The sequence below is a fragment of the Sphingomonas sp. CFBP 13714 genome (assembly GCF_014842205.1).
Classification (GTDB): domain Bacteria; phylum Pseudomonadota; class Alphaproteobacteria; order Sphingomonadales; family Sphingomonadaceae; genus Sphingomonas; species Sphingomonas aerolata.
On record NZ_JACYVG010000006.1, the window covers coordinates 146,183 to 165,509 of the forward strand.

The following is a 19,327-nucleotide window of genomic DNA, read 5'->3' on the forward strand; positions in this document are numbered from 1 at the left end:
CCGTCAGATCATGACCGCTCCTGCGTTCGTCACCTGCTCCCCGAAAGGCCCTGCAACCCCATGATCCGCCTTGCCTTTCTCGCGCTCGCCGCCATCTCCACACCGGTGATCGCCGAACCGCCCGCGCCCAAGCTCCTGACCTGGCCCGACCTCGTCAAACGCCCGAAGCCCAGCCCCGACGCGACCATCGCCTATGGTCCCGACCAGATGCAGAAGGTCGATGTCTGGCGCCCGAAGGGCAAAGGCCCCTTCCCGGTCGTGGTGATGGTCCATGGCGGCTGCTGGACGACGAGCATCGCCGATCGCAGCCTGATGAACTGGGTCGCGGACGATCTGCGCAAGGACGGCATCGCGGTCTGGAACATCGATTATCGCGGCGTCGACCGCGCCGGCGGGGGCTATCCGGGCACCTTCGAAGACGCGGCGAAGGCGACGGACGCGCTGAGCGCGAACGCGGCGACCTTCAGTCTCGACACGCGCCGCATCGTCGCGATCGGCCATTCCGCCGGTGGCCATCTCGCGCTCTGGCTCGCCGCCCGCGCAAAGATTCCTGCTGCCAGCCCGCTTCACAGCAGCGCGCCGCTCCGCATCGACCATGCCATCAGCCTCGGCGGCCTGCCCGATCTGGAGGCGACGGCGGCCACCCCCGCCAATGGCTGCGGCACGGAAGTCGTCGCAAAGCTCGTCGGTACGCCCAGCGCGGTCCGCGCGGATGTGTACGCCGACACCTCGGTGCCGCGCCTTCTCCCGGTCGGCATAGCGCAGGACCTCGTCAACGGCCGCGAGGATCGGATCATCCCCTTCCCCTTCGCCACCGATTATGTCGCCAAGGCGAAAGCCGCAGGCGACACCGCCGTCCTCCACACCATCCCGGCAACCGGCCATGTCGAACTCGTCGCACCCGAGACTCCCGCTTGGGCGGAAGCGAAACGGCTGATCGCGGCTGCCCTGAAATGACCCTGAACCCGCCCGTATCTACAAAGGCCCGACCATGACCCTCGACGAAGTCCGCGCGCTTGACGCCGCCGATCCTCTGGCGGCGTACCGGGAGCAGTTCGCGCTGCCGGAAGGCGTGATCTATCTCGACGGCAATTCGCTCGGCGCGCTTCCCAAGGCGACGCCCGCCGCGCTCGCCGACGTCGCGACCCGGCAATGGGGCGACCGGCTGATCCGCAGCTGGAACGAGGGCTGGATCGACGCACCGCAGCGGATCGGCGCGAAGATCGCGCCGCTGATCGGCGCCGCCGCGGCCGAAGTGATCATCGGCGACACGACCTCGACGCATCTCTTCAAGGCGCTCGTCGCGGCGTTGCGCGCCAATCCCGACCGCCACACGGTGCTGAGCGAGGCCGGCAATTTCCCGACCGACCTCCACATCGCCGAGGGCGCGGTCGCCTGCGTCCCCGGCGCCCGGCTGAAGGTGGTCGCGCGCGCGGATCTCGCAGAGGCGCTCGACGACGACACCGCGGTGCTGCTGCTCACCCATGTCCACTACAAGACCGGCGAGCGCTTCGACATGACCGCGTGGACCGCCCGTGCCCACGATGCCGGCGCGCTGATGCTCTGGGACCTCAGCCACAGCGTCGGCGCGGTGCCGATCGACCTGAACGGCGCCGACGCCGATCTGGCGGTCGGCTGCACGTATAAATATCTCAACGGCGGCCCCGGCGCGCCCGCCTTTATCTATGTCGCGACGCGCTGGCAGGACAGGCTCGCCAGCCCGCTGTCCGGCTGGATGGGCCACGCCGCGCCCTTCGCGTTCGAGGACGCCTATCGCCCCGCGCCGGGGATGAAGCGCTGGCTCGCGGGCACCCCCGCGATGCTGTCGACCGCCGCGCTCGAAACCGCGCTCGATCTCTGGGCCGACATCGACCAGCACGCCGTTGCCGCCAAAAGCGCCCGTCTGTTCGACATCCTCGCCGCCGCCGGCGACGCGCTCGGCCTCGACTGCGTCAGTCCGCGCGATCCCGCCCAGCGCGGCAGCCATATCAGCTTCCGCCACCCCCATGCGCATGCGATCACGCAGGCGCTCATCGCGCACGGCGTCATCGGCGACTTCCGCGACCCCGACATCCTCCGGCTCGGCCTGACCCCGCTCTATCTCAGCCACGAGGATGTCTGGTGCGCGGGCGAGATGCTGAAAAAGATCGTCGAAACCGGAGAGTGGCAGAATCCACAGTATTCGGAACGACTTGCCGTTACCTGAGAATAAAAGCCTTAGCTGACGGCCAAGAGTTGTAAAATAACACCGCTTTGTATCCGACGAACCAACACTGACTTTCATTACATGATCTGTTAGCCGATAGGCGCGGCGCATGGGGAGCGTCGCGCCGCGGGGGCGTAACAGTGACAATCAAACAGTCGGGTCATGTCGAATTATACGGCATTCAGATGCTGCGTGCGATCGCGGCGCTGGCCGTCGTCGTCCATCACACGCTGGAGGAGTCGGGGGGTGCGATCGGAAAGTTCAGCCCCGACTGGCTGACGACATCGGGCGCGTCCGGCGTCGACATATTCTTCGTCATCAGCGGCTTCATCATGTTTCACGTCACGTTCAGGGATCGCCGCGGCCCACCGACACCCGGGACCTTCCTGTTTCGTCGCGCAACCCGCATCTACCCCTTCTACTGGTTGTGCTGCGTCGCCGTCCTGACGATCTCGGCAATGGGATTCCTTGCTTCCAACCATTATCCCGCACGGACGATCGCCGGCGCGCTGATCCTGCTGCCGGGCCATGCGCTGCTCGGAACCGCGTGGACGCTCGTCTTTGAAATGTATTTCTACCTTCTGTTCGCGGCCACGCTCTGGGCGCGCTCGGCGACGATATCGGTGATCGCGACGATCGCGGCGATCCTGTGCCTGCAGGTCGCGGGCTCGCTGATGCCTGCGACCGCCACCGCCAAATTCTTAGCAAGCCCGCTATCGCTCGAATTCTGCTTCGGCCTCGTCCTGGGATATGGCTATGCCGCCTGGACACGCCGCGAACGGGCCTGGCCCGTGCCGCCCTTCATGGCACTTGTCGCGATGGCGGTCATGGCCGTCGTGCCGCTGTTCGTCGCGCACGACGCCACCACCAGCCTGCCCGAACTGCCGCGCATCGCGGCGTGGGGCCTGCCCGCAGTCGTCGTCGTCGCCAGCGTCTTGACGATCGGTGCACCACGCAACGCGGTTGCGCGGTTCCTCGTCCTGCTCGGTGATGCCTCCTATGCGCTGTATCTCACCCACGCCTTCGTGATGATGGGCTATGGATGGCTGGTGAAGATCCCCGCGGTCAGCCGACTGCCGCAGCAACCCGTCGTGGTCCTGATCGTCATCATCGCGATCATCATCGGCCTGCTCGCCCATCTGCTGGTCGAGAAACCGCTCCTCGGTCTCGTTCGCCGACTGACCCCGGCCCGCCCCGCCCGGGCGGCGCCGGTGGACCAGCCGCTTCCCGAAGTCGCCGGATAGCATCGACAGCCCTGCATTCCGTTCACACCGGCACGCCGATCCGATTGCACCGCCCGCGCCCTTCGCCTATAGGCGCGGCCTATTCCGGCCTCGGCTCCGCGAAGATTATCGTGGGGGTCGGGGCCGCTCAATTTTCAGGGGACCGCGCATGGCTCGCCGCCGCCAGATCTACGAAGGCAAGGCCAAGATCCTCTACGAGGGTCCCGAACCCGGCACGCTGATCCAGTATTTCAAGGACGACGCGACCGCGTTCAATGCCCAGAAAAAGGGCACGATCAACGGCAAGGGCGTGCTGAACAACCGGATTTCCGAGCACATCTTCACGCTGCTCGATCATATCGGCGTGCCGACGCACTTCATCCGCCGGCTCAACATGCGCGAGCAGCTGATCCGCCAGGTCGAGATCGTCCCGATCGAAGTCGTCGTGCGCAACGTCGCCGCGGGCTCGATCTCGAAGCGCCTTGGGATCGAGGAGGGCACCAAGCTGCCCCGCACGATCATCGAATATTACTACAAGGACGATGCGCTCGGCGATCCGATGATCTCCGACGAGCATATCGCCGCGTTCGGCTGGGCGAGCCAGGAGGAGATGCACGACATCGCCGACCTCGCGATCCGCGTGAACGATTTCCTGTGTGGCCTGTTCGCCGGCGTCGGCATCCGCCTCGTCGACTTCAAGCTCGAATTCGGCCGCATCTTCGACAACGATTATGGCCGCATCATCCTCGCTGACGAGATCAGCCCCGATGGCTGCCGTCTGTGGGACATGGAAACCAACGAGAAGATGGACAAGGACCGCTTCCGCCGCGATCTCGGCGGCGAAGTCGAGGCCTATCAGGAGGTTGCTCGCCGTCTTGGCCTGCTGCCCGAAGGCGGCGACAATTCGGTCCTCGACCTCGAAAAGCATCGCAAGAACCGGGGCAAGTAAATGAAACTCAAGGTTTTCGTGACACTCAAGCCCGGCGTGCTCGACCCGCAGGGCCGCGCCATCCACCACGCGCTCGGCAGCCTCGGCTTCGACGGCGTGCAGGACGTCCGCCAAGGCAAGCTGATCGAGCTGGAGGTCGCCGACGATACCGACGACGCGACGATCGACGGCATGTGCCGCAAGCTGCTCGCCAATACGGTGATCGAGAATTACCGGGTCGAGAAGGCATGAAGGTGGTAAAATCATGAAGACTGCGGTCATCGTCTTTCCCGGCTCCAACTGCGACCGCGACATCGCCGTCGCGCTGGAAACGGTGACCGGCGTCAAGCCGACCATGGTCTGGCACGGCGATGCCGACCTGCCGGGCGATGTCGGGCTGGTCGCGGTGCCCGGCGGCTTCTCCTACGGCGATTACCTGCGCTCGGGCGCGATCGCCGCACGCTCGCCGATCATGCGCGCGGTCGTCGAGCAGGCGGGCAAGGGCCTGCCCGTGCTCGGCATCTGCAACGGCTTCCAGGTGCTGACCGAGGCGGGGCTCCTGCCCGGCGCGCTGATGCGCAACCAGGGGCTGAACTTCGTCTGCCGTGACGTCGCGCTGACTGTCGAGACGTCCTCGAGCCGCTTCACGTCTGGCTATAGCGCTGGCGAACGCGTCGCCTTCCCGGTCGCGCATCATGACGGCAATTACTTCGCCGACACCGAGACGCTCGACCGCCTCGAAGGCGAAGGCCGCGTCGCCTTCCGCTATGCCGAGAGCGTCAACGGATCGGCGCGTAACATCGCCGGCCTGCTCAACGACAAGGGCAACGTGCTCGGCATGATGCCGCACCCCGAACGCCGGATCGAAGCGGCGCATGGCGGCACCGATGGTCGGCGGCTGTTCGAAGGCCTGATGGAAGCCGTCAGCGCCTGATCGGGTTCGTCACCCCACCTCACCCCATCCGTTCGCCCTGAGCGAAGTCGAAGGGCCTGAGACCCAGGCGCTTCGACTTCGCTCAGCACGAACGGGGGGATGTGTGTCACACCTGCGTCCGGAACGGCGAGAAGTCCGTCCCCTCGTCATACACATCCACCCCCTCGCGCCGCTTGAGCCACCCCACCGCGACATAGGTTAGCGGCGTGAGCAGCACCTCCCACGACACCTTCAGCGCGAACTGGCTGACCATCACCATCAGCATCGCCTCGACCGGCCAGTCGGGCGCGCCGTAAAAGGCCAGCGGATAGAAGATCAGGCTGTCGAACGCCTGCCCCACCACCGTGCTGCCGATCGTCCGCGTCCACAGCATGCGCCCCTTGGTCCAGATCTTCATCCGCGCGAGCACGAAGCTGTTGGCGAACTCGCCTACCCAGAACGCGCAGATCGAGGCCAGCACGATCCGCGGCACCTGTCCGAACACCGATTCATACGCCGCCTGCCCCGTCCACCCCGCGTCCGGCGGCAGCGCGACGACCACCGTCGACATGAACACCATGAAGAGCATCGCGCCGAACCCGGCCCAGATGCAGCGGCGCGCGCGCGCATAGCCGTAGACTTCGGTCAGCACGTCGCCGATCACATAGCTGACCGGAAAGAACAGGATCCCCGCGCCGAACGGCCAGGCACCGATGAACGGCAGGTCGATCACCGCCCGCTTGCCCGCGCCGATGACGTTGGACAGCATGAGGATGGTGACGAATGCCGCCATCACGAAATCGAAATAGCGGAACTGTTCGCTGCGCATGGCAGTGGCCGCCACGGGTTCGGGCGCGTCGTGATCCACGATATTCATCGCGTCGTTATGATGACGGTTCCAAGCTCGTGCAATGCACGCTAATCGGAAGCCGTGCGCGCCCGTAGCTCAGTTGGATAGAGCAAGGAGCTTCTACCTCCTCGGTCGGGGGTTCGACTCCCTCCGGGCGCGCCAATATCCCTAACGGTCTCGGCGATAGGTCGCGAGATAGGCGATCACGTCGGCGCGCTGCTGCGCACCGGACAGACCGGCAAAGCGCATCGTCGTCCCCGGCACCAGGCCCTGCGGTGCCCGGAGCCACGCATCGAGCCGCGCCGCATCCCAGCGCCCGCCCATTGCCTGCAACGCCGCGGTATAGGCAAATCGCGGCCGGCGTTGCGCGACCGGGCCGTCGACCACGTCGTAGAGATTGGGACCGTCGGTATCGGGAGCGTCCGCACCGATCGTGTGGCAGGCCTTGCACTGAACGAACACGCGCGCACCCGCCACGGGGTCGCCCGTCAGCGTCCCGACCACCACCCGGCGTTCCACAGCGGCGGCATCCCGGCCATCGCCGGTCTGTTGGCATGCGCCGACGAGCATCAGCCCAAGTGTCACCCCGATCCTCCGCATGCCTTCGCTCCGATACCACCGGCCATTCCGAACGGCCGCGCCCCCGCCTAGCGCAGATTTTCGGGCGAAACGAGGCAGCGGCGTGACGAGCGGTGCTGTCAAGTTTCGCCGCCAATGCTAGCTTGTCGTCAGCGACGCAGTGCCGATACGGCATCGCGTCCTCGGCGCCCCGCCCGGATACGAGAGTGTCGCACGGACGGGCGGGGCGCCCCGTTCATTTTCAATTCACGACTGCTTGGCATAAGCCATGGGCAGAGGCGTTGCCGAGTATCGCGTAACCTTCAGCGCCCCGCCAGTTTTCAGTCACACGGGCCGGCGGGGCGCGCAGCACCATCCCTCCCCGCTTTGTCGGCATCGTTTGGTGCAGACCACACACAGCGCAATCGGGATCGCCGAATCGCAACTCCATCTCCAGGTCTGTCCCGCAATCGGTCAGCACAACTTCCTTTCAAAAGTCTTGATACGCAGCGGCATTCCGCCCATATCCGATCAGTCCGACGCGCTTCCCCAAGACAGCAGCGTCGGCGCTGGACTGCGGCCCGCACGAGTTATCCCCTTTTCTCGAGCGGGCCGATTCCCTCAGAAAGCGACAGAAGACACGAACGCACGAACTATGTGCGTGAGCGCTGCGCGCCGTGCCTCAGCGCCGTTCGGGGCCTGCTGCCACGGCGTCGGCGGCCGCCTGTACCGCGTCCAGCCGGGCCTTTAGCGGATCCACGCCGTTGATCGCACTCGCATCGGCCTGCAGCAGCTGCAGTATGCCCCGGCGTGCGTCGAAGGCCGGCCAGCGCGGTAGTCCCGGCGCGTTGGGATCGCCCTTCCGCACGAAATTGACGACATAGCGGTTGGCGAGCTGCGCGGCGCGGGCATCCTGCGGGGTCAGCGCCGCGCCGTATTTCGCCCAAACCGTGTCGAAGAAATACGGGATGTCCGTGGCATGCGGCGCACCCGACCAGTCCTTGCGCATCGATTGCGCGACATAACCGAAGCGATAGAGATAGGCGGGCTGCCCCGCGCGCTGCGTCTCCTGCGCGACGAGCCGCGCGGGTTCGTGCATCAGGCGGTCGCGTCCTACCTCGGGACCGACCGCGGCAAGTTCCTGCGCGCCCGCGGGATCATAGGCGGCGCGGGCGGCGTCGGCCTGCGCACCGAAGCTGGCGAACAGCCCCTGCTTGGACGTCTCGCCAAAGCCCGCGATATCCGCATCGGTGGTCCCGACCATCATCGGCACCGCCATCGCGGTCCCCCGCCGCATCGCTCCGTCGGTCGTGCCGACCACGACGCGGCCATCGACGATCGGTCCGCCGGCATAGGTCGGCACATCCACCGGGCCCCGATAGGCAAGGTTCAACTCGCCGCGCACCTGCTCGGCGGGCAAGGCGCGAAGCGACGCGAGCGTTTCCGCATCAGATCGTCCCGTAATGCCCTGGGCCGTCGCAAAGTTGACGCCGATCGTCTCGGCCGAAGGCCTGCCGCCCGCCTCACCGCGAAGCGGCACGCCACCGATCAATGTCCGCCCGCCGCCCGACATCACGATCGCCCGCGCGAACAGCCCCTTCGCCATCGGTGACGCCATCAGGTTCAAAACCGAAGCGCCCCCTGCCGATTCACCCATCAGCGTGACCTGCGCCGGATCGCCCCCGAATTTTGCGATGTTCGCCCGCACCCATTGCAACGCCGCAATCTGGTCGAGCAGCGCATAGTTGCCGAGCGGTCCCTCGTTCGCCGCGCTCAGCGCGGGATGCGCGAAAAAGCCGAACCGTCCGAGCCGGTAATTGAAGCTGACAAACACGACGTCCTGCCGTGCGAACGCCGACCCGTCATAGACCGCAGGCGACGACCCGCCATTCACGAACCCGCCGCCATAGATCCAGACCAGCACGGGTTTCGGCTCCGCTGACGCCGCCGGGCGCCAGACGTTGAGGACGAGACAATCCTCCGCCGGCGTCGTGCCGAGCGGCGCGGCATCGCTCGGAAAGGGCAGTTGCATGCAGTCATGCCCGAAACGGTCCGCCGCGCGCACGCCCGACCATTTCTGCACCGGCTGCGGCGCCCGCCAGCGCAAGGGGCCGACCGGCGGCGCTGCAAAGGGTATGCCCTTGAAGACCGCGGCGCCTGCGGCCGTCGTGCCGGTCACCGAACCGCCCTCGACCTGGACCGGGGGCGTGACGCTCTGTGCCACGCCCGTGCCCGGGACCATCGCGGCAACACACGTCATCACGATCGCCAGCGCCGTCGACGCCCTCTGCATGCTCATCACCGCTCTCCCCCGGTCCTGCTTGTCTACGAGGGAATGGAACACCCGCGCCCATCCTGCAATCGGGGAAGCCGCTCAGGCGAAGAGTAGCACGCCGCCCATGGGGCTCACTCCCACTCGATCGTACCGGGCGGCTTCGACGTATAGTCGTAGGTGACGCGGTTAATGCCCTTGACCTCGTTGATGATCCGCGTCGCCACGCGCGGCAGGAAATCTCCCGGGAACTGGAACGCCTGCGCGGTCATCCCGTCGGTCGAGGTCACGGCGCGCAGGGCGAGGACGTTATCGTAGGTTCGACCGTCGCCCATCACGCCGACGCTGCGCACGGGCAGCAGCACCGCGAACGCCTGCCAGATCGTGTCGTAGAGCCCCGCCGCGCGGATTTCCTCGAGGTAGATCGCATCCGCCTTGCGCAGGATGTCGCAGCGTTCCTTGGTGACTTCGCCGGGGATGCGGATCGCGAGGCCGGGTCCGGGGAACGGATGACGGCCAACGAAGATTTCCGGCAGCCCGAGCTCGCGACCAAGCGCGCGGACCTCGTCCTTGAACAGCTCACGCAAGGGCTCGACGAGCTTCATGTTCATCCGCTCGGGCAGACCGCCGACATTGTGGTGGCTCTTGATCGTTACCGACGGCCCGCCGGTGAAGCTGACGCTCTCGATCACGTCGGGATAGAGCGTACCCTGAGCCAGGAACTCGGCCCCACCCAGTTTCTTGGCCTCGGCATCGAACACGTCGATGAAGGTCTTGCCGATGAACTTGCGCTTCAGCTCGGGGTCGGTGATCCCGGCGAGGCCGCTGAGGAACAGCTCCTCGACGTTCACATGGATGAGCGGAATGTTGTAGGCGCCGCGGAACAGGCTGACGACCTGCTCGCTCTCGCCCGCGCGCATCAGCCCGTGATCGACATAGACGCAGGTGAGCTGCTCGCCGATCGCCTCATGGATCAGAACTGCCGCCACCGCCGAATCGACGCCGCCCGACAGGCCGCAGATGACCCTGCCCTTACCCACTTGCGCGCGGATCTCGGCGATCTTGGTCTCGCGGAACTCGGCCATCGTCCAGTCGCCGCTGAGACCGCAGACGTGCCGCGCGAAGTTCGCGATCAGTTTGCCGCCATCGGGCGTGTGGACGACCTCGGGGTGGAACTGCACGCCGTAGAAGCGCCGCGCCTCGTCCGCGACGATCGCATAGGGGGCACCGGTTGATACCGCGACGGGGGTAAAGCCCGGCGGGATCGCGTCGACCTTGTCGCCATGGCTCATCCACACCTGGTGGCGCTCGCCCTCGGCCCACAGCCCGTCGAACAGCGCGCAAGGCGACTTCACCTCGACGAAGGCGCTGCCGAATTCGCCGCCGTCACCCGAGACGATCACGTTGCCGCCGAGCTGTGCGGACATGACCTGCTGGCCGTAGCAGATGCCGAGGATCGGGATCCCCGCCTCGAAGAAATGCTGCGGCACCCGGGGGCTGTTCTCGGTCGTGACCGAGGCGGGGCCACCCGACAGGATGATCCCCTTTGGCTGCATCCGTTCGAACGCGGCCGCGGCGGACTGGAAGGGGGCGATCTCGCTATAGACGCCCGCCTCGCGCACGCGGCGGGCGATCAGCTGGGTTACCTGGCTGCCGAAATCGACGATGAGAATGCTGTCTGGGTGCTCCATGTCGGGCGCATAGCCGGATGGGGCCCGTAACGAAAGAGGCCGCGCCTCCCGGATGGGAAACGCGGCCTGCAATTCGACTGACGAGAGGCGGGGATTATGCCGCTTCGTTGTAATCCTCGTCCGACATCACCGGACCCGAATCCTGACCCTTCGCCGAGACGTCGCGGTCGACGAACTCGATGACGGCCATCGGCGAGGCGTCCGACATACGGATGCCGGCCTTGATGACGCGGGTATAGCCGCCGTTGCGATCCGCATAGCGGGTCGCCAGAACGTCGAACAGCTTCACCAGCTGGGCGTCGTCGAGCAGCTTGCCGTACGCGAGACGACGGTTGGACAGGCCACCCTTCTTCGCGAGCGTGATCAGCTTCTCGATGTAGGGACGCAGTTCCTTCGCCTTGGCGACGGTGGTCGTGATCTGCTCGTGCTTGATGAGCGCGGCGCTCATGTTGCGGAACAGAGCAAGACGGTGGGCCGAGGTCCGCTGAAGCTTACGGCCGCCTACGCGATGGCGCATGTTTAATACCTTTTCGTTCGTTCAGGGGCCGTATGAGGTACCCGGGAGCTGGTGGGGACGGCGGCCCACCCGATTATCCGTCATCCCAGCGAAGGCTGGGATCCAGGGCAGAATACGGTGCCGTTCGTTATCCCGCCTTGAGTTAGGATAACGGACGGCTTCGCATTCAGCCCATGATTTCCTGCTCGAGCTTCTTGGCCATCTCTTCGATGTTCTCAGGCGGCCAGCCCGGGATTTCCATGCCCAGGCGAAGACCCATCGACGACAGCACTTCCTTGATCTCGTTCAAAGACTTGCGGCCGAAGTTAGGCGTGCGCAGCATCTCGGCTTCGGTCTTGCCGACCAGATCGCCGATGTAGATGATGTTGTCGTTCTTGAGGCAGTTCGCCGAACGCACCGACAGCTCGAGCTCGTCGACCTTCTTGAGAAGGTACCGATTGATCTGCTGCGTGTCGCCTGCGGGCTCCGCACCACCGGCAGCGGGTGCTGCCTGGCCGATCGGGGCCGACGAACGGGTGACCGACGAATCGTCGAAGTGCACGAACAGCGCGAGCTGGTCCTGGAGAATGCGACCGGCATAGCCGACTGCGTCTTCCGGGGTGATCGTGCCGTCGGTTTCGATCGTCAGCGTCAGCTTGTCGTAATCCAGGTCCTGACCGACGCGGGTCGGGTCGACCTTGTACGACACCTGACGTACCGGCGAGTAGAGCGCATCGACCGGGATCAGACCGATCGGCGCGTCGGCCGGGCGGTTTGCGGTCGCGGGCACGTAACCCTTACCGATGTCGGCGGTCAGCTCCATGTTGAGCGTCGCACCCTCATCGAGGTGGCAGATCACGAGATCCTTGTTCATGATCTCGATGTCGCCCGAGACGGCGATGTCGCCGGCCTTGACTTCACCCGGACCCGTTGCCGAGAGCTGGAGGCGCTTGGGCCCCTCGCCCTGCATGCGGATCGCGATCTGCTTCACGTTGAGGACGATGTCGGTCACGTCCTCGCGGACGCCGGCCAGAGACGAGAACTCATGCAGCACGTTCTCGATCTTGATCGAGGTCACGGCCGCGCCCTGCAGCGACGAAAGCAACACGCGACGCAGCGCGTTACCGAGCGTCAGGCCGAAGCCACGCTCGAGCGGCTCGGCGATGAAGGTCGCCTTGCGCTTGGTGTCGCCACCGGCCTTTTTCTCCAGGCCGCTGGGCTTCTTGAGTTCCTGCCAGTTCTTTGCGTTGACAGACACTTGCTTCCCCTAATTTGGGGGCCGGCGGACAGGACGTCCACCGGCCATGAATATGCACCCGTGCCGCGCGATCAACCGCGCACGGGCAACGTCGGAGAAATCAGACGCGACGACGCTTCGAAGGACGAACGCCGTTGTGCGGGATCGAGGTCACGTCGCGGATCGACGTGATCTGGAAACCGACTGCCTGCAGCGCGCGCAGTGCCGACTCGCGGCCCGAACCGGGGCCCTTCACTTCGACTTCGATCGTCCGGACGCCGTGCTCGGCGGCCTTCTTGCCGGCGTCTTCCGCTGCGACCTGCGCCGCGTACGGGGTCGACTTGCGCGAGCCCTTGAAGCCCATTGCGCCGGCCGACGACCACGAGATCGCGTTGCCCTGGGCATCGGTGATCGTGATCATGGTGTTGTTGAAGCTGGCATTCACGTGTGCGACGCCAGAGGTGATGTTCTTGCGCTCGCGCCGCTTAATGCGCTGAGGTTCGCGTGCCATGGTGTATTTCCTGACCTGTATCTGCGTGACGCCGGGCGGTCCCTCGGGACCAGCGCCGGCGGAGTAATCCGGTGTTGAGTCGGATTACTTCTTCTTGCCGGCGATCGGCTTGGCCTTGCCCTTGCGGGTGCGCGCATTGGTGTGCGTACGCTGGCCGCGGACCGGCAGGCCCTTGCGGTGACGAAGACCACGATAGCAGGCGAGATCCATCAGGCGCTTGATGTTCATCGACACCTGGCGACGCAGATCGCCTTCGACGGTGTAGTCGGCGTCGATCGCCTCACGGATGTGCAGCACTTCCTGGTCGGTCAGGTCCTGGACTCGTGCGGTGTCGGCAATGCCGAGCTTCGCGACGATTTCCTTGGCCTTGGTCGAACCGATGCCGTGAATATAGGTCAGCGCGATCACCACGCGCTTGTTGGTCGGGATATTAACACCCGCGATACGTGCCATGAACTTGGTTCTCCTGCTCCACGAGGTCCGGCATGGCTGCACGGCCCTCATCTCCTAGCGATGATCCGAAACGCACGATAACGGCGAACGCAAAAGAGCGCCGCCGGGAACCGTCGTATCGGGGAGGTCGAATTAGGCGCGCGCTAACGAACTGTCAAGCCGCGGGTTCCGCCGCCCGCGTGATGCGCCCCTGCGATGCGCGCCGTGCAACCGCGTCAGCGCCGGGGCTCGGCCACGCGTCGCATCACGATCCAGCGCCGCAGCGCGACGACGAACCAGATCAGCTCGACCAGCCCGAATGGCCATGCCCCCTGCAGGAAGCCATAGGCCGATCCGAACAGGCATCCAACGGCGAAGCCGAACGTCCACCAGTGCGATCCCGATTCCTTGGCATAGCACAGCAGGGTGAAGGAGACTGCGGCAAGCCCGAAAAGCGAAAGTGCGTCCATCGCCAATCCCTTGGCGCGTCCGACCGGACAAAGCCATCCCCGCTCGCAGTCAGACTGGCAGGACGATCCGCGCGACGAGGCCGGGCGCATTGTCGCCCAGCTCGAACCGCCCGTCATGCAGCCGCGCGACCGCCTCGACCAGCGCCATGCCCAGCCCCGCCCCCGGGGTCGTGCGTGCGCTGTCGAGTCGCCCGAATCGCTTGAGCGCCTGCGCGCGGTCCGCCACCGCGATCCCCGGCCCGCGATCCTCGACCTGGATCGCGACGCCGTCACCGCGCTCGATCAGGCGGAGCGTTACCATGCCACCACTGGCCCCATGCCGCAGCGCGTTGTCGATCATGTTGGTGATCGCCTGGCTCAGCAGTTCGCGGTGCAACGCCATGGCCGGTGGCCGATCGTTGATCGCCACGACGAAGCTCAGGCCCGCATCCTCGGCGACCGGGGCATAGAGCTCACCGATCTCCTCGAGCAGGTTCGCAGGCGACACCTGGATGAACCGGTCGCGCGACACCGATCCCGACCGGCTGATCTCGATCACCATCGTCAGCATCCGCATGACGAGGTCGGTCTCGGTCAGCAGCCCGCCCAATGCCACTTCACGCGCGTCGGGGTCCGCGATCAGCACCGCCTGCTCGGTCTTGGTCCGCAGACGGGCCAGCGGCGAGCGCAGGTCGTGCGCCAGGCTGTCGGTCACGACGCGCAGCTCGGCCATCACCCCCTCGAGCTTGCTGAGCATGACGTTCAGCCGCGCGGCCAGCCGGTCGAACGCGTCACCGCCACCCGCGACCACGGCCACACGGCGTGACAGGTCCCCCTCGCCCGCAGCCTCGACGACGCTCGCTATCCCGTCGAGACGCCGACCGACATAGCGCGCGAGAACGAGTCCCCCGACGATGCCGAGCGCGAGCGAGAGGGTGATGGCGAAGGCCAGCGCGCGCTCCATCGCACGTTCCTCCGCCGCGATCAGATCGAGGTTGCGCCCCGTCAGCAGCCATTGCCGGCCGATCGGGTACAGGGCGTACCCCGTCTCGCGCGCGTTCCACAACGCGTCGTCGCCAAGCCGGGCGATCCTGAAGCGGGTCATCCGCAGCGGCACGGTCAGCCGGGCGGGCGCGACCCCCTGGACGGTCCGTCCGTCCGCGTCGACGAGCGCAAGTACCAGCGAGACGTCGCCGGGGCTGACCGCCTCGCCGATCGCCTGCCGCAATTCAGGAATACCGCCGACCTGCCAGACGGTGCGCAGCGCATCAGACTGTTCGGTTGTCTCGCGCCGGATCGCATCGATCGCATCGGCGCTGGTCTGTTTCCAGACGAAGCCGATGAGCGCGAGGTTGGACACCAGCGACAGCATGATCGCGAGCAGCGCGATCCGCGCGGTGACCGACAGGCGCATCGCGGTTCAACCCTCCACGGCGAGCCGGTATCCTGCCCCGCGTACCGTATGGAGGATCGGCGTCGGGAACCCGTCCTCGAGCTTGCGCCGCAACCGCCCGATATGGACATCGACGACGTTCGATCCCGGGTCGAAATGATAATTCCAGATCTTCTCGAGCATCATCGTCCGCGTCACGACCTGCCCCGCATGCCGCGCGAGGAATTCGAGCAGGTTGAATTCGCGCGCACCCAGCGGGATCGTATGCCCACCGCGCGACACGACGCGTGAAAGCAGGTCGATCTCAAGATCGCCGACCGACAGCTTGGTCTTTTGCGGATCGCTCGCGAGGCGGTCCGACCGGCGCACCAGCGCCTCGACGCGCGCCGACAGTTCCGCGAACGAGAAGGGTTTGCAGAGATAGTCGTCGGCCCCGGCCTTCAGCCCGTCGACCCGGTGATCGACCGCGGCGAGTGCGGAGAGGATGAGGACCGGGGTGACGATGCCGGCCGCGCGGACCGCGCTGACCATGGCGAGGCCGTCGAGCCCTGGCAGCATCCGGTCGGCGATGATGAGGTCGAAGATGCCCTCGCTGGCGAGAAACAGTCCGTCACGCCCATCGCCACAGGTCTCGACGGCGTAGCCCGCCTCAGTCAGCCCCTTGGCAAGATAGCTCGCGGTCGAGACATCATCTTCGACAATCAGGATCTTGCGGTTCACGGCGTCATCGCTTTCCCCTGTCCCATAACGGAAAGGCCGGCGGAAATCACTTCCCGCCGGCCCCCACGGTACCCCCGGGAGTGACGGGCACCGATCTCTGGAAACTCGCGCCGCTCGTTCGGGCGACACGCGTCTCTTAGGATCGGGCACTCGACAGGAGGATGACCCGAACATGACAAACCTGTCATGTTCGGGTCGGTGATCGTCTAATCAGCGGTCGTCGAGGATCGCTGCGATCGCGACACCGACATGGCCGATGTCCGCCATCCCGTCGACGCGGCGCACGAGCCCGCGCGCATCGTAGATTGGCAGGATCGGCGCGGTCTTGGCGCGATATTCGGCCATCCGCGTCTTGACGGTTTCGGCATTGTCGTCGGGACGGCGCTTGAACTCGGTCGAGCCACACACGTCGCAGACCCCGGCAACCGCCGGCTGCTTGAACCGATCGTGATAACCGGCGCCGCAGTTGGCACAGGTATACCGGCCGACCACGCGGTCGATAAGCGCGGCCTCGTCGACCCCGAGCTCGATCACGTAGTCGAGCGTACGCCCGCGAGCCGCGAGCAGCCCGTCGAGCGCCTCGGCCTGGGCCGCAGTGCGCGGATAGCCGTCGAAGATCACGCCGTTTGCGGTATCGGGCTGGTCGAGCCGCTCGCCGATGGTGCCCGACACGATGTCGTCGCTGACCAGGCCCCCGGCGGCCATCACGGCTTTCGCCTGAAGGCCGACGGGCGATTCCGCTGCGACCGCAGCACGCAGCATGTCGCCAGTGGACAGCTGGACCATGCCGCGTTCCGCCACGAGCGTCGCGGCCTGCGTGCCCTTGCCCGCGCCTGGCGGGCCAAGAAGGATGATATTCACGAAACGCACTCCCCTCGTTCGTGCAGGATTATAAACCGGTAACCCCGCAACTTAGCGAAGTCGACCGCCCTTCAGCTTCGCCTTCTTGATCAGGTCGCCATATTGATGCGCGAGCAGATGGCTCTGGATCTGTGTCACCGTATCCATCGTCACGTTGACGACGATCAGCAGGCTGGTGCCGCCGAGGTAGAAGGGGATCGACAGCGCCGTGACCAGATATTCGGGCAGCAGGCAGATGATCGTCAGATAGGCGGCACCGATGACGGTGATGCGCGTCAGAACATAATCGAAGTAGTTTTCGGTGTTCTTGCCCGGACGGATGCCGGGGATGAACCCGCCATGCCGCTTCAGATTGTCCGCCGTCTCTTCAGGATTGAAGACGATCGCGGTGTAGAAGAACGAGAAGAAGATGATGCCCGCACCGTAGAGCAGCATGTACACGGGGCTGCCGTGCTGCAGATACTGGTTGAGGGTGATGATGAAATCGCCCCACTGTGACTCACCCGCGACGCGCTGTCCGGCGAACTGCGAGATCGTCAGCGGCATCAGCAGCAGCGACGAGGCGAAGATCGGAGGGATGACGCCGGCGGTGTTGATCTTCAGCGGCAGATGGCTGCGATCGGCCTGCATCCCGCGCTGCGTCTGGCGCTTGGGATACTGGATCAGGATGCGGCGCTGCGCGCGCTCCATGAAGCAGATGAACAGCACGAGCAGGACGACCGCGACGATGATGCCGATCAGCTTGATCGGGTCGAGGCTGCCCGAACGGCCGCCCTCGAGCAGGTTGACCAGCGTCGTCGGCAGATGCGCGACGATGCCCGCCATGATGATCAGCGAGACGCCGTTGCCGATGCCGCGGCTGGTGATCTGCTCACCTAGCCACATCAGGAACATCGTGCCGCCGATCAGCGAGATGACCGCCGCGATGCGGAAGGTCATGCCCGGTTCGATCACCGCGGCGATGCCCTGGTTCGCGCCGAGCGTCTCGAGCCCGACGGCGATGAAATAGCCCTGCACCGCGGTCAGGCCGACCGTGCCGTAGCGGGTATACTGGTTCAGGCGCTTGCGGCCCGATTCGCCGTCCTTCTTGATCGCCGCGAGCGTGGGGCTCAGCGAGGTCGCGAGCTGCACCACGATCGAGGCGGTGATGTAGGGCATCACGCCAAGTGCGATCAGCGACATGCGGCTGAGCGAGCCACCCGAGAAGGTGTTGAAGAAGTCGAGCACGCCGCCCTGCGTCTGCTGCGACAACAGCCCCAGCGCAGTCGGGTCGACACCCGGCAACGGGACATAGCTGAGCAGGCGGAAGACGATCAGGGCGCCGATCGTGAACCACAACCGCTTCTTGAGATCGGTCGCCTTGGCGAATTTGGACAGGCTGACGCTTTGCGCCATCTGGTCGGCTGCGGATGCCATACGTGTGATCGTCCTGGAAACAAAGAAGGCGGGAAGCGTTGTGACCGCCCCCGCCGCTCATATAGGCGCAGGAGCGCGCTTGTCTAATGCCTAGGTGGTTTCGGTCGCTTCCCATGCCGTTCGTGCACGGCACCGCGCGGGTCATTTAACCCTTCGCCCTGCCCCGTTCGTCCTGAGCGAAGTCGAAGGACATTGCCCGAAGCGAGCAACCCTTCGACTTCGCTCAGGGCGAACGGGGGGCGGGGATGGCGACAGGTGGGAAGGCCGGCAACCTGGCAAATAAAAAAAGGGGCCGGCGCTCTCGCACCCGCCCCCTTTCTCGTTCGGCTCAGGCCTTGAACGACGCCTTGTGCGCCGCACGCTCCTTGTACTTCACGCCCTTCTTGGCGGCAGCCTTCTCGGCTGCGGGGACGAAGTGGATCACCTCGACCTTGCCGCCGATCTTCTCGACCGCTTCGATCGCGCCCTTCGACGCGCCGTCGACGGTGAACGAAAGGACCGTGGTCAGCTCGCCCTTGGCGAGGAGGCGGACGCCGTCCTTGCCGCCGCGTGCCAGGCCAGCGGCCTTGAGCGCGTTGTGGTCGAGCGTGGCGTTCGCCTCGATCTTGCCGGCATCGACCGCGAGCTGAATCGCGCCGAGGTTGACCTCTGCGAAGTCCTTGCGGAAGATGTTGTTGAAGCCGCGCTTAGGCAGACGCATGTGGAGCGGCATCTGGCCGCCTTCGAAGCCGGCGATGGACACGCCCTCACGGCTCTTCTGCCCCTTCTGGCCGCGGCCGCCGGTCTTGCCCTTGCCCGAGCCGATGCCGCGTCCGACGCGCATCTTGGACTTACGGGCACCTTCGTTATCGCGGAGTTCGTTGAGCTTCATGGTAATGCACTCGCTTTCGCTTGTTACGCGCTGGTTGAAAAACCGGGGTTGGATTCTGGAATAAGAAAGGGGGCCGTTAGCCCCCTTTCCCGTATTTGTCACGTGGGTCGTGAAGGCTCAGCCTTCGACCGACACCATGTGCTGCACCTTGCGGATCATGCCGCGGACCTCTGGGCTGTCTTCCAGCTCGCGGGTCTTGTGCATCTTGTTCAGGCCGAGACCGACCAGCGTTGCGCGCTGGTCCTTCTCGCGGCGGATCGGCGAACCGGTCTGCGTGATCTTGATGGTAGCCATGATCGC

General features: G+C 65.6%; 21 protein-coding genes and 1 tRNA gene. 7 read left to right on the forward strand and 15 right to left on the reverse strand.

The window, feature by feature from the left end:
* The first annotated feature begins 60 nt into the window (after positions 1-60).
* From IFT54_RS14700 to purQ, 6 genes are all read left to right on the forward strand, one after another.
* Positions 61-957 carry an alpha/beta hydrolase gene (locus IFT54_RS14700; protein WP_192071201.1) on the forward strand — a complete coding sequence of 299 codons (897 nt, stop codon included), beginning with the start codon at positions 61-63 and terminating at the stop codon, positions 955-957.
* Between the two features lie 34 nt (positions 958-991).
* Complete coding sequence (gene kynU / locus IFT54_RS14705) at positions 992-2,206, forward strand: kynureninase (RefSeq protein WP_192071202.1); 1,215 nt, start codon at positions 992-994, stop codon at positions 2,204-2,206.
* 140 nt (positions 2,207-2,346) lie between these two features.
* Entirely contained in the window at positions 2,347-3,450 is a 1,104-nt protein-coding gene (locus tag IFT54_RS14710) for an acyltransferase family protein (protein ID WP_192071203.1), read from the forward strand.
* A 148-nt stretch (positions 3,451-3,598) separates the two neighbouring features.
* A complete protein-coding gene (purC, locus tag IFT54_RS14715; RefSeq protein ID WP_031396310.1) occupies positions 3,599-4,378 on the forward strand; it encodes a phosphoribosylaminoimidazolesuccinocarboxamide synthase in 780 nt (259 codons plus the stop codon).
* Positions 4,379-4,609, forward strand: a complete 231-nt coding sequence (purS, locus tag IFT54_RS14720; protein WP_031439802.1) for a phosphoribosylformylglycinamidine synthase subunit PurS — start codon at positions 4,379-4,381, stop codon at positions 4,607-4,609.
* Positions 4,610-4,622: 13 nt separating this feature from the next.
* Entirely contained in the window at positions 4,623-5,291 is a 669-nt protein-coding gene (purQ, locus tag IFT54_RS14725) for a phosphoribosylformylglycinamidine synthase subunit PurQ (protein ID WP_192071204.1), read from the forward strand.
* 106 nt (positions 5,292-5,397) lie between these two features.
* Here purQ and IFT54_RS14730 read toward each other — a convergent pair whose 3' ends face one another.
* A complete protein-coding gene (locus IFT54_RS14730) occupies positions 5,398-6,099 on the reverse strand; it encodes a queuosine precursor transporter (protein WP_244649088.1) in 702 nt (233 codons plus the stop codon).
* Positions 6,100-6,205: 106 nt separating this feature from the next.
* On the opposite strand from IFT54_RS14730, the gene IFT54_RS14735 reads away from it, so the two are divergent.
* Positions 6,206-6,282, forward strand: a tRNA-Arg gene (locus tag IFT54_RS14735).
* A gap of 6 nt (positions 6,283-6,288) precedes the next feature.
* On the opposite strand, the gene IFT54_RS14740 is transcribed toward IFT54_RS14735, so the two are convergent.
* From IFT54_RS14740 to rpmD, 14 genes are all read right to left on the reverse strand, one after another.
* Positions 6,289-6,720 (reverse strand): c-type cytochrome, encoded by a 432-nt coding sequence (locus IFT54_RS14740; protein WP_192071206.1) that lies wholly within the window; start codon positions 6,718-6,720, stop codon positions 6,289-6,291.
* A gap of 640 nt (positions 6,721-7,360) precedes the next feature.
* Entirely contained in the window at positions 7,361-8,977 is a 1,617-nt protein-coding gene (locus IFT54_RS14745; RefSeq protein WP_192071207.1) for a carboxylesterase/lipase family protein, read from the reverse strand.
* 107 nt (positions 8,978-9,084) lie between these two features.
* Positions 9,085-10,641: a glutamine-hydrolyzing GMP synthase gene (guaA, locus tag IFT54_RS14750; protein WP_192071208.1), complete on the reverse strand. Its 1,557-nt coding sequence runs from the start codon at positions 10,639-10,641 to the stop codon at positions 9,085-9,087.
* A gap of 94 nt (positions 10,642-10,735) precedes the next feature.
* Positions 10,736-11,158 (reverse strand): 50S ribosomal protein L17, encoded by a 423-nt coding sequence (gene rplQ, locus IFT54_RS14755; RefSeq protein ID WP_192071209.1) that lies wholly within the window; start codon positions 11,156-11,158, stop codon positions 10,736-10,738.
* A 166-nt stretch (positions 11,159-11,324) separates the two neighbouring features.
* Positions 11,325-12,395, reverse strand: a complete 1,071-nt coding sequence (locus IFT54_RS14760; protein ID WP_031395236.1) for a DNA-directed RNA polymerase subunit alpha — start codon at positions 12,393-12,395, stop codon at positions 11,325-11,327.
* A gap of 100 nt (positions 12,396-12,495) precedes the next feature.
* Complete coding sequence (gene rpsK / locus IFT54_RS14765; protein ID WP_031395237.1) at positions 12,496-12,885, reverse strand: 30S ribosomal protein S11; 390 nt, start codon at positions 12,883-12,885, stop codon at positions 12,496-12,498.
* An 84-nt stretch (positions 12,886-12,969) separates the two neighbouring features.
* Positions 12,970-13,338: a 30S ribosomal protein S13 gene (rpsM, locus tag IFT54_RS14770; protein WP_031395238.1), complete on the reverse strand. Its 369-nt coding sequence runs from the start codon at positions 13,336-13,338 to the stop codon at positions 12,970-12,972.
* Positions 13,339-13,553: 215 nt separating this feature from the next.
* Entirely contained in the window at positions 13,554-13,787 is a 234-nt protein-coding gene (locus IFT54_RS14775; RefSeq protein ID WP_166745984.1) for a hypothetical protein, read from the reverse strand.
* Between the two features lie 49 nt (positions 13,788-13,836).
* A complete protein-coding gene (locus IFT54_RS14780) occupies positions 13,837-15,180 on the reverse strand; it encodes a sensor histidine kinase (protein WP_192071210.1) in 1,344 nt (447 codons plus the stop codon).
* 6 nt (positions 15,181-15,186) lie between these two features.
* Positions 15,187-15,879, reverse strand: coding sequence for a winged helix-turn-helix domain-containing protein (locus tag IFT54_RS14785; RefSeq protein ID WP_031395241.1), 693 nt, complete (start codon positions 15,877-15,879; stop codon positions 15,187-15,189).
* Between the two features lie 210 nt (positions 15,880-16,089).
* A complete protein-coding gene (locus IFT54_RS14790) occupies positions 16,090-16,740 on the reverse strand; it encodes an adenylate kinase (protein WP_192071211.1) in 651 nt (216 codons plus the stop codon).
* A 51-nt stretch (positions 16,741-16,791) separates the two neighbouring features.
* Entirely contained in the window at positions 16,792-18,156 is a 1,365-nt protein-coding gene (secY, locus tag IFT54_RS14795) for a preprotein translocase subunit SecY (protein WP_031393745.1), read from the reverse strand.
* A 328-nt stretch (positions 18,157-18,484) separates the two neighbouring features.
* Positions 18,485-19,027, reverse strand: a complete 543-nt coding sequence (rplO, locus tag IFT54_RS14800; protein WP_031393746.1) for a 50S ribosomal protein L15 — start codon at positions 19,025-19,027, stop codon at positions 18,485-18,487.
* A gap of 117 nt (positions 19,028-19,144) precedes the next feature.
* Positions 19,145-19,321 carry a 50S ribosomal protein L30 gene (rpmD, locus tag IFT54_RS14805; RefSeq protein WP_031393747.1) on the reverse strand — a complete coding sequence of 59 codons (177 nt, stop codon included), beginning with the start codon at positions 19,319-19,321 and terminating at the stop codon, positions 19,145-19,147.
* Positions 19,322-19,327 lie beyond the last annotated feature (6 nt).

Excerpts from the sequence above, each read along its gene's own strand:
- IFT54_RS14700 (WP_192071201.1), top strand. The coding sequence starts at position 61 with ATGATCCGCCTTGCCTTTCTCGCGCTCGCCGCCATCTCCACACCGGTG.
- kynU (WP_192071202.1), top strand. The coding sequence starts at position 992 with ATGACCCTCGACGAAGTCCGCGCGCTTGACGCCGCCGATCCTCTGGCG.
- purC (WP_031396310.1), top strand. The coding sequence starts at position 3,599 with ATGGCTCGCCGCCGCCAGATCTACGAAGGCAAGGCCAAGATCCTCTAC.
- purS (WP_031439802.1), top strand. The coding sequence starts at position 4,379 with ATGAAACTCAAGGTTTTCGTGACACTCAAGCCCGGCGTGCTCGACCCG.
- purQ (WP_192071204.1), top strand. The coding sequence starts at position 4,623 with ATGAAGACTGCGGTCATCGTCTTTCCCGGCTCCAACTGCGACCGCGAC.
- IFT54_RS14730 (WP_244649088.1), bottom strand. The coding sequence starts at position 6,099 with ATGCGCAGCGAACAGTTCCGCTATTTCGATTTCGTGATGGCGGCATTC.
- IFT54_RS14740 (WP_192071206.1), bottom strand. The coding sequence starts at position 6,720 with ATGCGGAGGATCGGGGTGACACTTGGGCTGATGCTCGTCGGCGCATGC.
- IFT54_RS14745 (WP_192071207.1), bottom strand. The coding sequence starts at position 8,977 with ATGAGCATGCAGAGGGCGTCGACGGCGCTGGCGATCGTGATGACGTGT.
- guaA (WP_192071208.1), bottom strand. The coding sequence starts at position 10,641 with ATGGAGCACCCAGACAGCATTCTCATCGTCGATTTCGGCAGCCAGGTA.
- rplQ (WP_192071209.1), bottom strand. The coding sequence starts at position 11,158 with ATGCGCCATCGCGTAGGCGGCCGTAAGCTTCAGCGGACCTCGGCCCAC.
- rpsK (WP_031395237.1), bottom strand. The coding sequence starts at position 12,885 with ATGGCACGCGAACCTCAGCGCATTAAGCGGCGCGAGCGCAAGAACATC.
- rpsM (WP_031395238.1), bottom strand. The coding sequence starts at position 13,338 with ATGGCACGTATCGCGGGTGTTAATATCCCGACCAACAAGCGCGTGGTG.
- IFT54_RS14775 (WP_166745984.1), bottom strand. The coding sequence starts at position 13,787 with ATGGACGCACTTTCGCTTTTCGGGCTTGCCGCAGTCTCCTTCACCCTG.
- IFT54_RS14780 (WP_192071210.1), bottom strand. The coding sequence starts at position 15,180 with ATGCGCCTGTCGGTCACCGCGCGGATCGCGCTGCTCGCGATCATGCTG.
- secY (WP_031393745.1), bottom strand. The coding sequence starts at position 18,156 with ATGGCATCCGCAGCCGACCAGATGGCGCAAAGCGTCAGCCTGTCCAAA.
- rplO (WP_031393746.1), bottom strand. The coding sequence starts at position 19,027 with ATGAAGCTCAACGAACTCCGCGATAACGAAGGTGCCCGTAAGTCCAAG.
- rpmD (WP_031393747.1), bottom strand. The coding sequence starts at position 19,321 with ATGGCTACCATCAAGATCACGCAGACCGGTTCGCCGATCCGCCGCGAG.